A 12,957-nucleotide genomic window follows, 5' to 3' on the forward strand; every position below is an offset into this window, starting at 1 on the left:
ATGGGTATTGATCTTCCGCTGATCTGGGCCGTGATCATCATCTTCGGCATCATGATGTACGTGGTCATGGACGGCTTCGACCTGGGTATCGGCATCCTCTTTCCGTTTATCCCCGGCAAAGTCGACCGTGACGTGATGATGAACACCGTGGCCCCCGTTTGGGACGGCAACGAAACCTGGCTGGTCCTCGGCGGCGCGGCGTTGTTTGGCGCGTTCCCGCTGGCCTATTCGGTAGTGTTGTCGGCCTTGTACCTGCCGCTGATCCTGATGCTGATCGGGCTGATCTTTCGCGGCGTGGCCTTTGAGTTCCGCTTCAAGGCCAAGGACCACAAGCGTCACCTGTGGGACAAGGCGTTTATCGGCGGCTCGCTGGCGGCGACCTTCTTCCAGGGGGTGGCGCTGGGGGCGTTTATCGACGGTATCCCGGTGGTGGATCGCCAGTTTGCCGGCGGCTCACTGGACTGGCTCACACCGTTCACCATGTTCTGCGGCGTGGCGCTGATCGTGGCGTATGCCTTACTCGGCTGCACCTGGTTGATCATGAAGACCGAAGGCAAGTTGCAAGAGCAGATGCATAACCTGGCGCGGCCGTTAGCGTTCGTGGTGTTGGCGGTGATCGGTATCGTCAGTATCTGGACGCCGCTGACCCACCCGGAAATCGCTTCGCGCTGGTTCACCTTGCCGAATCTGTTCTGGTTCCTGCCCGTGCCGGTGCTGGTATTGGTCACGATGTACGGACTGTTCCGCGCCGTGGCCCGTCATGCGCACTACACGCCGTTCCTGCTGACGCTGGTGCTGATCTTCCTCGGCTACAGCGGCCTGGGCATCAGCCTGTGGCCCAATATCATCCCGCCGTCCGTATCGATCTGGGACGCTGCGGCGCCACCCCAAAGCCAGGGCTTCATGCTGGTGGGCACGTTGTTCATCATCCCGTTCATTCTGGGGTACACCTTCTGGAGCTACTACGTGTTCCGCGGCAAGGTCACCCACGAAGACGGCTATCACTAGGAGGGTTGAAACATGTCCGGTAAACCTTCGTTGCACGAGATTGAACAAGCCGAGAAACAACCATTGTGGCGGCGCCTGGGATGGCTGGCGATGATCTGGGTCGGCAGCGTGCTGGCCCTGTTCGTCGTGGCCAGCCTGATGCGCATGTTCATGAATGCGGCGGGCCTGACCACGCATTGACACTGTAGGAGCGAGCTTGCTCGCGAAAAACGTCAACGATAACGCGGGGTGCCTGACGCCCCGCGGTGTTCTCAGGTTTTTCGCGAGCAAGCTCGCTCCTACAATAAGCAGGGCTTTTTTTATTTGCGCGCTTTGAGGATGACAAACTTTGGCGTGGCCGCCACTTGCTCGACGCCACGGAACAATCGCGCCAATTTGCTGTGGTAGCCCAGGTGACGGTTACCGACGATATACAACGCGCCGCCCACTACCAGGGCTTCCCGCGCCTGCTGGAACATGCGCCAGGCGAGGAAGTCACCGACCACTTGTTGTTGATGAAACGGTGGGTTGCACAGCACCACGTCCAACGATTGTGCCTCCTGCCCGGCCAGGCCGTCATCGGCGCGTACGCTGACGTCGCGATCGCCCAGGGCGGCCTGCCAGTTTTCAGCCGCCGATTGCACGGCCATGTAGGACTCATCCACCAGCGTGTACTGTGCGTCGGGGTTTAGCAGAGCGCTGGCAATTGCCAATACGCCATTGCCGCAGCCCAGGTCTGCCACGCGAGCGCTGCCAAGGTTTTTCGGCAGGTGCGGCAGGAAGGCGCGGGTGCCGATGTCCAGACCTTCGCGGCAGAAAACGTTAGCGTGGTTGAGCAACTCGATCGCCGGCGTGTCCAGCCTGTAGCGGGTGGGGTAGGGCGAGACGGCGACAGGACGATCTGCCACGGTGGCGATCAGCAATCGCGCCTTTTTGACCGCAAGCGTAGCGTGCATCGGCCCGATGTAACGCTCCAGCAGCTCACCGGCGGCGCGGGGCAAGTGCTTGACCATCGCCCCGGCAATCACCTCGGCGCCCGGCGCCAATTGCCCTTGCAGGCGGATCAACTGTTCTTCCAGCAGCGCCAGGGTTTTTGGCACGCGGATCAGCACCCGATCAAAGGGCCCCACCGGCGCAGTGCTGGCGGGGATGAATGGCACGGCATCAAACGCCTTGCCGTTGCGCACCAGGTTTTTCTCCAGGCCTTGGGCGGCGAGGAACGAGTCGCCGCTGGAGGTCACCAGCACCTGGCCCGCAAGGCTGGCCGCGAGGGCACCGAAGCTGTCATTGAGTACCAGCACACGGCTCAGCGTATCGGGTTGCTGTGCGCCAAGGTGGTTGAGCAGGTATTCGTCGGCGGCATCGAAGGCTTGCAGCGGATCATTGTGTTGCTCTGGCTGACGAATCAGATCGAGCTGGGCGAAGGGGCTGTCAAGCAGGGGCATGGGGGAGGAGTGCTCTGGGTAATCGACGGAACCGTCTGAGTGGACGGCGACGCGACCCGCTAAAGGGGGCGGCATCAACACTCAGAATTGGCCGTAAATGTTACGTTTTTTTTAACGCAATGACATGGGGTGTTTAATTGACGGTTAGAGCATTCCGGCTTTGGCGAGGCAGAGCACAGCCTGGATCTTACTGGTGACCTTCAATTTGCTGAGTACTCTGCCGACATGAAAACCCACCGTTCGCTCTGACAGACACAGAATGCGAGCAATCTCCGCGGCGGTCTTGCCCATGGCGCACCATCTGAGAATTTCCGTTTCGCGGGCGGTTAACTTGAACGGCACCTCGTCGACGGGCTCACAGGCGTATTGATGTGCGACTACCGCATGCATCGCATGGCAAAGCCACAATACCTGACCGGCTTTTTCGTAAAGCTCTTCAGGGCTGACCTCACCCTTGTCACGCACCAGGGTCAGCATACTGAATACACCCTTGAAATCATGCACCGCCTGGGACCAGCCCACATGCACCCCGAATGACTGAGCCAAGTCCCACAGTTCGGGTGCGTTACTGAAGGCTTTTTTCTCCCAGAGAATGGGCAGTACAGAGTGCTTGCAGTGGACTACAGCCGGATCCTTGTCGAAGAAACCTGCTTGTTGATAAATCCTGTTCCACTCATTTGGGTAGTTGTTGCAGTTGAATGGCTTGGTTTGGGTGCTTTCGGATTGGGTACTCATTGTGAACGAGCAATATTTGAAGCCCATTTCCTGAGTGCGGTTAATCACCATTTCATACACGGTGGTGATTTCGCTCTCGCCTTCCAGCTTGGGCAGCCGTGAATTGCGCCAATTGACCATCGGTAACTCTCCATGGGTTTCTTTGTGACTTGGGTACTTCCTGATCCCCAATGCAGCACGAAAACAAGTGTAGGACACGTCGTACAAGCTAGTCTGAAAAAAATTTCATCAGTGAGTCCAGCTACAGTTTCCAGACTTGTACAACTGTAGATAAGTTGTATGAAAAAAACGGTGGGAATGTTTTTTTTACACTGGTTTTAATAGTTTGTGGGTAATATCAAAATGATGCCTAAGAGCGTCCCAGTTTCATCTTGTTGCGCATTCTGGTGGGATTAATAGCCAAATGATTAGTGTGAGTGGGTGGCGCCTTGATCTTTCTCGATTGCCTGAGGGCCGATGGTCACTGACAGCCCACGTACCCTGGGATATTGCAATGCCAGTACAAATCAGCGGTGTTTGCGTCACCCGCTTTGAGAGACACTAACGGCCTGTGCAAAACGGAGCCTCCCATGACGGCCAGTGCTGAGAAATTTACCCGCCAGACCTTGCTCGACGTGCAATCGCTGACCCCCAGCCTCTTCACCCTGCGCACCACTCGCGACCCAGGCTTTCGATTTACCGCCGGGCAGTTCGTGCGCCTGGGTGTGACCAAGGCCGATGGCAGCACCGTGTGGCGTGCCTACTCGGTGGTGTCATCGCCTTTTGATGAGCACCTCGACTTTTTTTCCATCGTTGTCCCAGGCGGCGAGTTCACCAGTGAGCTTAGCCGGCTGCGGGTCGGCGACACCTTGCTGGTAGAACGCCAGGCCACCGGCTTCCTGACCCTCAATCGCTTCGTCGACGGGCGCGACCTGTGGCTGCTGGGCACCGGCACAGGGGTCGCGCCGTTCCTGTCGATTCTGCAGGACTTTGAGGTTTGGGAAAAATTCGAACGCATCATCCTGGTGTACAGCGCGCGTGAAGCGAAAGAGCTGGCCTACCAGGCGCTGATCAAGGAACTGGGGGAGCGCGAGTACCTGGCCGAATACGCGCATAAACTCACCTACATCCCCATCGTCACTCGCGAGCAACATCCGGGTGCGCTCAACGGGCGCATTACCACGCTGATCGAAAATGGCGAACTGGAGCGTGCCGCCGGCCTTGAGTTAACGCCGGAACACTCCCGCGTATTGATTTGCGGTAATCCGCAGATGGTCGATGACACCCGCCAGCTACTCAAGCAACGGGACATGCAACTGAGCCTGAGCCGACGCCCTGGTCAGGTTGCAGTAGAAAATTACTGGTAGAAAAAAGGCGCCTCACGAGGCGCCTTTTTGCAATCGCTGATTAAAGCGGTTTGTTGTTGTTTTGAGCCTTGAGCAGATCGCGGATCTCGCCCAGCAGCACTTCTTCCTTGGTCGGTGTCGGCGGCAAGCTAGGGGCTACGGCTTCTTCTCGCTTCAGGCGGTTGATGGCCTTCACGCCCATGAAGATCGCAAAAGCGACGATTACGAAGTCGATGATGCTCTGGATAAACTTGCCATAGGCCAGCACCACCGCCGGTACATCACCTTGCGCGGCTTTGAGCGTTATCGCCAGGTCGCCAAAATCCACACCCCCGATCAACAGACCGATAGGCGGCATAATCACGTCGCCCACAAACGAGGAAACAATTTTGCCGAAGGCGGCGCCGATGATGATACCGACGGCCATGTCGACCACATTACCTTTGACCGCGAAGGCCTTGAACTCACTGATCACGCCCATAGGTTATTCCTTGTTACAGTTGAGAAGGGTGGAGGTCAGTGTAATTCAGTCGTACAAGGCTTGCTCGACACAACTGTTAACACTGTCGGTTTTTATCGACACATTAAAACGCAAATAGTTTGCAAAGTGCCACCAGTCGCGCGCGAATTACCCGTCCTTTCAGCCAGTTACCAGATTATTTTCTTAATCGGACCTGTGGTGTTTTTCTATTTATCTTCTGACTCGCAGGTCACTAGCCTCTGACAAGCACAACAGAATGTGCGCTAAAAAAACCAGAGGAAACCTCGATGAACACTCCAATCAGCCGTAGGCCCGTGTCCGCGCGCCATGCGCTGGCACTGGTGACCGCCAGCCTGCTGTCCCTCTCCGTGCAAGCCGCCAACCTGACCCGGGATAACGGCGCCAACGTCGGCGACAATCAGAACTCCCAAACGGCCGGAGCGAACGGCCCGGTGTTGTTGCAGGACGTTCAACTGATTCAGAAGTTGCAGCGTTTTGACCGCGAACGTATCCCCGAGCGCGTGGTACATGCCCGCGGCACCGGTGCCCATGGCACTTTCACGGTGACCGACAACCTCAGTGACCTGACCAAGGCCAAGGTGTTTGCGGCGGGTGAAACCACCCCAGTGTTCGTACGCTTTTCGGCGGTCGTCCACGGCAACCATTCCCCGGAAACCCTGCGTGACCCACGGGGCTTTGCCACCAAGTTCTACACTGGCGAAGGTAACTGGGACCTGGTCGGCAATAACTTCCCGACTTTCTTTATCCGCGATGCCATCAAGTTCCCGGATATGGTCCATGCCTTTAAACCCGACCCACGCACTAACCTGGATGACGACTCACGCCGTTTTGACTTCTTCTCTCATGTTCCCGAGGCCACACGTACGTTGACCGAGTTGTACTCGGACTCCGGCACTCCGGCCAGTTACCGCGAGATGGACGGCAATGGCGTACATGCCTACAAGTTGATTAACGCCAAGGGCGAAGTGCACTACGTCAAGTTCCATTGGAAGAGCCTGCAAGGCATCAAGAACCTTGATCCCAAGCAAGTCACCGAGGTGCAGGGGCGTGACTACAGCCATATGACCAATGACTTGGTCACCCATATCAACAAGGGCGACTTCCCCAAGTGGGACTTGTATGTGCAAGTGCTCAAGCCCGAGGACTTGGCCAAGTTTGATTTCGACCCTCTGGATGCCACCAAGATCTGGCCAAATGTGCCCGAGCGCAAAGTTGGCCAAATGGTGCTGAACCGCAACCCCGGCAATGTGTTCCAGGAGACCGAGCAAGTCGCGATGGCGCCTGCCAACCTGGTGCCGGGCATCGAGCCGTCGGAAGACCGCCTGCTGCAAGGCCGGGTGTTCTCCTATGCCGATACGCAAATGTACCGTCTGGGCGCGAATGCCCTGCAACTGCCGATCAACGCCCCACGGGTCACCGTCAACAACGGCAACCAGGATGGCGCGATGAACGTCGGCAAGACCACCACCGGCGTGAACTACCAGCCAAGCCGGCTGTTGCCACGCGAAGAGCCGCAAACCGCGCGCTACAGCCAGTCGCCGCTGTCGGGCAGCACCCAGCAGGCGAAGATCCAGCGCGAGCAGAACTTCAAACAGGCCGGTGACCTGTACCGCTCCTACACAAAGAAAGAGCGTCAGGACTTGATCGACAACTTCGGCGGCTCGCTGGCCACCACCGATGACGAGAGCAAGCACATCATCCTGTCGTTCCTTTACAAGGCTGATCCGGAATACGGCACCGGCGTGACCAAGGTTGCCAAAGGTGACCTGGCTCGCGTGAAGGCGCTGGCGGAAAAACTGACTGACTGATTCGTTGGTTGCGGTCGGCGCCTGGATGGGCGTCGGCCTTTGGCAGGAGAAGCCCCTATGCGTATCTCTATTGGTTTACTGATGGCCATGCTGGCCTTCGTCGCCCAGGCGGAGTCTCCAGACCCGGTGGCGCTCAAAGCGCAGCTACAGGATTATTACTTTGACGCCGCCCGGCGTGGCGACCTCGACATGCTCAACACCTTTATTGAATCCGGCTACAGCCTTAACACCCAGGATGACAAAGGCTACACCGCACTGATCCTCGCCGCTTATCACGGCCAGGCCCCTTACGTGGAGCGCCTGCTCAATGCCGGTGCCAACGCCTGCGTTCAGGACAAACGCGGCAACACGGCGCTGATGGGCGCCATCTTCAAGGGCGAGCTGAAAATCGCCCAGCGCCTGCTGGCCACCGACTGCAACCCCGACCAACGCAATGGCGCGGGGCAGACCGCCGCCATGTACGCCGGGTTGTTCAAACGCGTCGAGTTGCTGGGTGAACTGCAAGCCAAAGGCGCGGACCTGAACGCCGAGGACCCCGTCGGTAACAGTGCTTCACGTTTGGCCAGTGGCGAAATCCGGACCCCGGCGTCGCGCTGAGCTATCATCGCGGTTTTTCGGTTGGAGGTTCTCACATGGCAAAGGCCAAGCGCATGTACGGCTGCACGGAGTGCGGCGCGACCTTTCCCAAATGGGCGGGCCAGTGCTCCGAATGCGGTGCGTGGAACACCCTGACTGAAACCATGATCGAAAGCGGTGGTGCCGCAGCGCCGACCGGCCGCGCCGGCTGGACCGGGCAACAGGCACAGATCAAGACCCTGGCCGAAGTCAGTGTCGAAGAGATCCCGCGTTTCTCCACCGCCTCCGGCGAACTGGACCGCGTACTTGGCGGTGGCCTGGTCGATGGTTCGGTGGTGCTGATTGGCGGTGACCCGGGTATCGGCAAGTCGACCATCCTCTTGCAAACCCTGTGCAGCATCGCCAGCCGTATGCCGGCGCTGTATGTCACCGGCGAAGAATCCCAACAGCAAGTGGCCATGCGCGCCCGCCGTTTGGGCCTGCCCCAGGATCAGCTGCGGGTCATGACCGAAACCTGTATCGAAAGCATCATCGCCACGGCGCGGATCGAAAAACCCAAGGTCATGGTGATTGACTCGATCCAGACGATTTTCACCGAGCAACTGCAATCGGCGCCGGGCGGCGTGTCCCAGGTGCGTGAAAGTGCGGCGCTGTTGGTGCGCTACGCCAAGCAAAGCGGCACGGCGATCTTTCTGGTTGGTCACGTGACCAAGGAAGGCGCGCTAGCCGGGCCACGGGTGTTGGAGCACATGGTGGATACCGTGCTGTATTTCGAAGGTGAGTCCGATGGCCGCCTGCGTTTGCTGCGGGCGGTAAAAAACCGCTTTGGCGCTGTGAACGAGCTGGGTGTGTTCGCCATGACTGACCGCGGGCTGAAAGAAGTCTCTAACCCTTCGGCGATTTTTCTCACCCGTGCCCAGGAGGAAGTCCCCGGCAGTGTGGTGATGGCGACGTGGGAAGGCACCCGGCCCATGCTGGTGGAAGTTCAGGCGCTGGTGGATGACAGCCATTTGGCCAACCCGCGCCGGGTCACGCTTGGCCTGGACCAGAACCGTTTGGCGATGTTGCTGGCGGTATTGCACCGTCACGGCGGCATTCCGACCCATGACCAGGATGTTTTCCTTAACGTAGTGGGCGGGGTCAAGGTATTGGAGACCGCCTCCGACCTGGCGCTGATGGCGGCGGTAATGTCCAGCCTGCGTAACCGACCGCTGCCCCATGACCTGCTGGTGTTTGGTGAAGTCGGCCTGTCGGGCGAAGTCCGCCCGGTGCCCAGTGGGCAGGAGCGGTTGAAGGAGGCGGCCAAGCATGGGTTCAAGCGGGCGATCGTGCCCAAGGGCAATGCGCCCAAGGAAATGCCCCAGGGCTTGCAGGTGATTGGGGTTACCCGTCTGGAACAAGCCTTGGATGCGCTGTTCGAGTAACCCCTGTGGGAGCTGGCTTGCCTGCGATAGCGGCGGGTCAGCTTACCCATCCTTGCCTGAGACACCGTCATCGCAGGCAAGCCAGCTCCCACATTTTGATTGATGTGTGTTTTCAGATCTCCAGCAGGGCGCCCAACTCGCGCTCCAGCTCTTGCTCATCACCCAGGTTCAACTCAACGAACCTACGCAAATGGCTGATCGAATCCAGATCAATGTGTTTGCACACAAAGCCCAATTGACCATGCTCTTCGTGGGTCAGCCGCGCTTGCATCTTTATATGCGTCTTCTGGTCCAGGCGTATGTCGACGTCAAAGGGCAGCGCTTTATTCCCCTTCCAGTCGTCAGGCCGTTCCACCAGCAATCCCTTGAGTGACAGATCCACCAGTGTCACTGGCCATTCGCTGCCGTTTTGCCGAAGTTCGGCAGTGGCATCAAAGGCGATCCGGCGAAAACGGCGACGTTCAGACGGGTGTTCGGTCATGGTGAAGCCCTCGGTGGATAGGAGAATTGTAGCCTTGCGCCATCATTTGGCATTTATTTCGTTTTTTTGCCGCATAGAAGGCTCTAGACCAACGTAGGGGGCTGGTCTTTGAAGCCAACAGCGCTAAACTCGGGCTGGCTGTCCTTTCTGTCCACCCTGGCTGGAATACAAAAATGAAAAATAATAATAGCCTGCTACGCCACCTACCCTGGCTGGTGCTGGCAATCCTGGGAGCGTGCGCCCTGGGCGTAGTGGCCTTGCGCCGCGGCGAGGCGATCAACGCCTTGTGGATCGTGGTCGCTGCTGTGGCCATCTATCTGGTTGCGTACCGTTACTACAGTCTGTTCATCGCCAATAACGTGATGCAGCTCGACCCACGGCGGGCCACCCCCGCAGTGGTCAATAACGACGGTCTGGACTACGTGCCAACCAACAAACATATCCTTTTTGGTCACCACTTTGCGGCGATTGCCGGTGCAGGCCCGCTGGTCGGTCCGGTCCTGGCGGCACAGATGGGTTACCTGCCCGGCACCCTGTGGCTGATTGCCGGTGTGGTGCTGGCGGGGGCGGTGCAGGACTTCATGATCCTGTTCCTGTCTACACGCCGTAACGGGCGTTCCCTGGGCGACATGGTGCGCGAAGAGATGGGCCGCATTCCCGGGACCATCGCGCTGTTTGGCTGCTTTTTGATCATGATCATCATCCTCGCGGTGCTGGCGCTGATCGTGGTCAAGGCCCTGGCCGAGAGCCCGTGGGGCATCTTTACGGTGATGGCGACCATCCCGATTGCGATGTTCATGGGTATCTACATGCGCTACATCCGCCCGGGCCGCATCGGTGAAATTTCGATCATCGGCGTGCTGTTGCTGCTGGGTTCGATCTGGCTGGGCGGGCAAATTGCCGCTGACCCGGTGTGGGCCAAAGCCTTTACCTTCACCGGGATCCAGATCACCTGGATGCTGATCGGCTACGGCTTCGTTGCCGCTGTGCTGCCGGTATGGCTGATTCTGGCACCGCGTGACTACCTGTCGACGTTCCTGAAAATCGGCACCATCATCGCCCTGGCGATTGGCATCCTCGTCACCATGCCTGACCTGAAAATGCCGGCGCTGACCCAGTTCATCGACGGCACTGGCCCGGTATGGAAGGGCGGCCTGTTCCCGTTCCTGTTCATCACCATTGCCTGTGGCGCGGTGTCGGGCTTCCACGCGCTGATCTCCTCGGGCACCACGCCCAAGTTGCTCGCCAATGAAAGCCACGCCCGTTACATCGGTTACGGCGGCATGTTGATGGAATCGTTCGTGGCCATCATGGCGATGGTTGCCGCTTCGGTGATCGAGCCAGGCGTGTATTTCGCCATGAACAGCCCGGCGGCGATTGTCGGTACCGACGTGGTCACCGTGGCGCAAACCGTCAGCAGCTGGGGCTTTGCAATTACCCCTGAGGCGCTGTCGGCCGTTGCCCACGATATCGGTGAAACCACCATCCTGGCGCGTGCCGGCGGTGCGCCGACGCTGGCGGTAGGTATCGCGCAGATCCTGCACAGTGTGCTGCCAGGTGAAAACACCATGGCGTTCTGGTACCACTTTGCGATCCTGTTCGAAGCGCTGTTCATCCTTACGGCAGTGGATGCCGGTACCCGCGCCGGTCGTTTCATGCTGCAAGACCTGCTCGGCTCCTTCGTGCCTGCGCTCAAACGCACCGAGTCCTGGACCGCCAACCTGATCGCGACGGCCGGTTGCGTGGCGATGTGGGGTTACCTGCTGTACCAGGGCGTGATCGACCCACTGGGTGGCATCAATACCTTGTGGCCGCTGTTCGGTATCTCCAACCAGATGCTGGCGGGTATCGCCTTGATGCTGGCAACTGTTGTGCTGATCAAAATGAAACGTCAGCGCTACATCTGGGTGACCATGTTGCCGGCTGTCTGGCTGCTGATCTGCACCACCACCGCAGGCTTCATCAAGCTGTTCGACGCCAACCCGGCGATCGGCTTCCTGTCGCTGGCCAAGAAATACAGCGATGCCCTGGCCAACGGCCAGATCCTCGCCCCGGCCAAGAGCATCGACCAGATGCAGCATGTGATCTGGAACGCCTACACCAACGCAACGCTGACGGCGCTGTTCCTGTTCGTGGTGTTCAGCATCCTGTTCTATGCGCTCAAAGTCGGCGTCGCCGCCTGGGGCAACAAAGAGCGTACGGATAAAGAAGCCCCCTTCCAGGCTGTACCGGACGCATAACGAGGATTGCAGACATGTTCAATGACATCAGTCGCCTCGGTAAATACCTCGGTCAGGCCGCGCGCCTGATGGTCGGCATTCCCGACTACGACACCTACGTTGAGCATATGCAAACCAAACACCCGGACAAGCCGGTGATGGACTACAAGGCGTTCTTCCGCGAACGCCAAGAGGCCCGTTACGGCGGCAAGGGTGGGCCCAAGTGCTGCTAAGTTGGTAAAACGGCTGTACCTGTAGGAGCGAGCTTGCTCGCGAAAAACCCAAGGACACCACGTGCATCCAGACAGCACGCGTTATCGTTGACGTTCTTCGCGAGCAAGCTCGCTCCTACAGTTGTTTTTGCGCCCTCATTTTTCAGGAGAATCTCTTTGTCCTCTCCCATCCCCGTCACCATCCTCAGCGGCTTTCTCGGCGCCGGCAAGACCACCTTGCTGCGCCACCTGCTCAAGGCCGAGCACGGCTTGAAAATCGCCGTGATCGAAAACGAATTCAGCGACGCCGGTATCGACACCCAGCTCTTGGGCGACGAGCCGGTGCAAGTCATGACCCTGTCCAACGGCTGCGTGTGCTGCACCATCCACACCGACCTGACCAAAGCCTTGTACCTGCTGCTTGAGCGCCTGGACAGTGGCGAGATCGCCTTCGACCGGCTGGTGATCGAATGCACCGGCCTGGCGGATCCTGCGCCGGTGGCCCAGACGTTTTTCATCGACGAAGAACTGCGCGAGCGCTACATCCTCGACGGCATCATCACCCTGGTGGACGCCGCCCACGCCGAGCATCACCTGACCCAGACCATCGCCCAGGCCCAGATCGGCTTTGCCGACCGCCTGCTGGTGAGCAAGCGTGACCTGGTGGACGACGCCAGCTTCGACGCCCTCAGCCAGCGCCTCACCCGCATTAACCGGCGTGCGCCGATCCGTGTAGTGGATCACGGCAAGATTGACCTGGCCGAGTTGCTGGATGTGCGCGGCTTCAACCTCAACGCCGGCATGAGCCTGCGCCCGGTCACCGCTGCGCCATCGGTCGATCGTATTTCCAGCCTGGTGCTGCGCACCGACCAGCCGCTGGATATCGACCGCCTCAGTGAGTTCATGAACCAATTGCTGGAAGAACACGGCAAGCAGCTGCTGCGCTACAAAGGTGTGTTGAATATTGCCGGGGAAGACCGGCGCATGGTGTTCCAGGGCGTGCTGAAACTCTATGGTTTCGACTGGGATACCGAATGGGCGGAGGGCGAGGCGCGGGAGAGTGTGATCGTGTTTATTGCCGATGAGCTGCCAGAAGACAAAATTCGCCAAGGCTTTGCGCGGGTCTATCAGGCATAAAAAAGCCCACCTGTAGGAGCGAGCTTGCTCGCGAAGAACTCACAGGCAACGCGTGCACCCAGGATGCACGCGTTATCGTTGACGTTTTTCGCGAGCAAGCTCGCTC

General features: G+C 58.8%; 13 protein-coding genes. 9 read left to right on the plus strand and 4 right to left on the minus strand.

The features are described 5' to 3' along the window. Positions 1-1,008, plus strand: a complete 1,008-nt coding sequence (gene cydB, locus TX23_RS17470; protein WP_005791627.1) for a cytochrome d ubiquinol oxidase subunit II — start codon at positions 1-3, stop codon at positions 1,006-1,008. 12 nt (positions 1,009-1,020) lie between these two features. Then, positions 1,021-1,188 (plus strand): DUF2474 domain-containing protein, encoded by a 168-nt coding sequence (locus TX23_RS27345; RefSeq protein ID WP_005791626.1) that lies wholly within the window; start codon positions 1,021-1,023, stop codon positions 1,186-1,188. 119 nt (positions 1,189-1,307) lie between these two features. Here TX23_RS27345 and TX23_RS17475 read toward each other — a convergent pair whose 3' ends face one another. Next, positions 1,308-2,432 carry a methyltransferase gene (locus tag TX23_RS17475; RefSeq protein ID WP_057703270.1) on the minus strand — a complete coding sequence of 375 codons (1,125 nt, stop codon included), beginning with the start codon at positions 2,430-2,432 and terminating at the stop codon, positions 1,308-1,310. A gap of 144 nt (positions 2,433-2,576) precedes the next feature. Then, a complete protein-coding gene (locus tag TX23_RS17480) occupies positions 2,577-3,287 on the minus strand; it encodes a helix-turn-helix transcriptional regulator (protein WP_057703271.1) in 711 nt (236 codons plus the stop codon). A 449-nt stretch (positions 3,288-3,736) separates the two neighbouring features. Here TX23_RS17480 and TX23_RS17485 point away from each other — a divergent pair, with 449 nt between their 5' ends. Further along, complete coding sequence (locus TX23_RS17485) at positions 3,737-4,513, plus strand: ferredoxin--NADP reductase (protein WP_057703272.1); 777 nt, start codon at positions 3,737-3,739, stop codon at positions 4,511-4,513. Positions 4,514-4,553: 40 nt separating this feature from the next. Here TX23_RS17485 and mscL read toward each other — a convergent pair whose 3' ends face one another. Then, a complete protein-coding gene (gene mscL, locus TX23_RS17490; protein WP_057703273.1) occupies positions 4,554-4,973 on the minus strand; it encodes a large-conductance mechanosensitive channel protein MscL in 420 nt (139 codons plus the stop codon). A gap of 287 nt (positions 4,974-5,260) precedes the next feature. On the opposite strand from mscL, the gene katB reads away from it, so the two are divergent. The 3 genes from katB to radA are packed head-to-tail and all read left to right on the plus strand — an operon-like array spanning position 5,261 to position 8,802. Continuing rightward, positions 5,261-6,802, plus strand: coding sequence for a catalase KatB (gene katB, locus TX23_RS17495; RefSeq protein ID WP_057703274.1), 1,542 nt, complete (start codon positions 5,261-5,263; stop codon positions 6,800-6,802). A gap of 57 nt (positions 6,803-6,859) precedes the next feature. Further along, positions 6,860-7,399, plus strand: a complete 540-nt coding sequence (locus tag TX23_RS17500) for an ankyrin repeat domain-containing protein (protein WP_057703275.1) — start codon at positions 6,860-6,862, stop codon at positions 7,397-7,399. A 35-nt stretch (positions 7,400-7,434) separates the two neighbouring features. Continuing rightward, entirely contained in the window at positions 7,435-8,802 is a 1,368-nt protein-coding gene (radA, locus tag TX23_RS17505) for a DNA repair protein RadA (RefSeq protein ID WP_046069598.1), read from the plus strand. Positions 8,803-8,914: 112 nt separating this feature from the next. On the opposite strand, the gene TX23_RS17510 is transcribed toward radA, so the two are convergent. Beyond that, entirely contained in the window at positions 8,915-9,283 is a 369-nt protein-coding gene (locus TX23_RS17510) for a PilZ domain-containing protein (RefSeq protein WP_057703276.1), read from the minus strand. A gap of 173 nt (positions 9,284-9,456) precedes the next feature. On the opposite strand from TX23_RS17510, the gene TX23_RS17515 reads away from it, so the two are divergent. The 3 genes from TX23_RS17515 to yjiA all read left to right on the plus strand — a co-directional run bounded on the left by TX23_RS17515 (position 9,457) and on the right by yjiA (position 12,851). Then, positions 9,457-11,523: a carbon starvation CstA family protein gene (locus TX23_RS17515; RefSeq protein WP_057703277.1), complete on the plus strand. Its 2,067-nt coding sequence runs from the start codon at positions 9,457-9,459 to the stop codon at positions 11,521-11,523. A 14-nt stretch (positions 11,524-11,537) separates the two neighbouring features. Continuing rightward, entirely contained in the window at positions 11,538-11,735 is a 198-nt protein-coding gene (locus tag TX23_RS17520) for a YbdD/YjiX family protein (RefSeq protein WP_057703278.1), read from the plus strand. Positions 11,736-11,891: 156 nt separating this feature from the next. Next, positions 11,892-12,851: a GTPase gene (gene yjiA, locus TX23_RS17525; protein ID WP_057703279.1), complete on the plus strand. Its 960-nt coding sequence runs from the start codon at positions 11,892-11,894 to the stop codon at positions 12,849-12,851. Positions 12,852-12,957 lie beyond the last annotated feature (106 nt).

This window comes from Pseudomonas paralactis (assembly GCF_001439735.1).
Lineage (GTDB): Bacteria > Pseudomonadota > Gammaproteobacteria > Pseudomonadales > Pseudomonadaceae > Aquipseudomonas > Aquipseudomonas paralactis.

Bases quoted from the DNA above. Each gene is read 5' to 3' on its own strand.
- cydB (WP_005791627.1), top strand. From the start codon at position 1: ATGGGTATTGATCTTCCGCTGATCTGGGCCGTGATCATCATCTTCGGC.
- TX23_RS27345 (WP_005791626.1), top strand. From the start codon at position 1,021: ATGTCCGGTAAACCTTCGTTGCACGAGATTGAACAAGCCGAGAAACAA.
- TX23_RS17475 (WP_057703270.1), bottom strand. From the start codon at position 2,432: ATGCCCCTGCTTGACAGCCCCTTCGCCCAGCTCGATCTGATTCGTCAG.
- TX23_RS17480 (WP_057703271.1), bottom strand. From the start codon at position 3,287: ATGGTCAATTGGCGCAATTCACGGCTGCCCAAGCTGGAAGGCGAGAGC.
- TX23_RS17485 (WP_057703272.1), top strand. From the start codon at position 3,737: ATGACGGCCAGTGCTGAGAAATTTACCCGCCAGACCTTGCTCGACGTG.
- mscL (WP_057703273.1), bottom strand. From the start codon at position 4,973: ATGGGCGTGATCAGTGAGTTCAAGGCCTTCGCGGTCAAAGGTAATGTG.
- katB (WP_057703274.1), top strand. From the start codon at position 5,261: ATGAACACTCCAATCAGCCGTAGGCCCGTGTCCGCGCGCCATGCGCTG.
- TX23_RS17500 (WP_057703275.1), top strand. From the start codon at position 6,860: ATGCGTATCTCTATTGGTTTACTGATGGCCATGCTGGCCTTCGTCGCC.
- radA (WP_046069598.1), top strand. From the start codon at position 7,435: ATGGCAAAGGCCAAGCGCATGTACGGCTGCACGGAGTGCGGCGCGACC.
- TX23_RS17510 (WP_057703276.1), bottom strand. From the start codon at position 9,283: ATGACCGAACACCCGTCTGAACGTCGCCGTTTTCGCCGGATCGCCTTT.
- TX23_RS17515 (WP_057703277.1), top strand. From the start codon at position 9,457: ATGAAAAATAATAATAGCCTGCTACGCCACCTACCCTGGCTGGTGCTG.
- TX23_RS17520 (WP_057703278.1), top strand. From the start codon at position 11,538: ATGTTCAATGACATCAGTCGCCTCGGTAAATACCTCGGTCAGGCCGCG.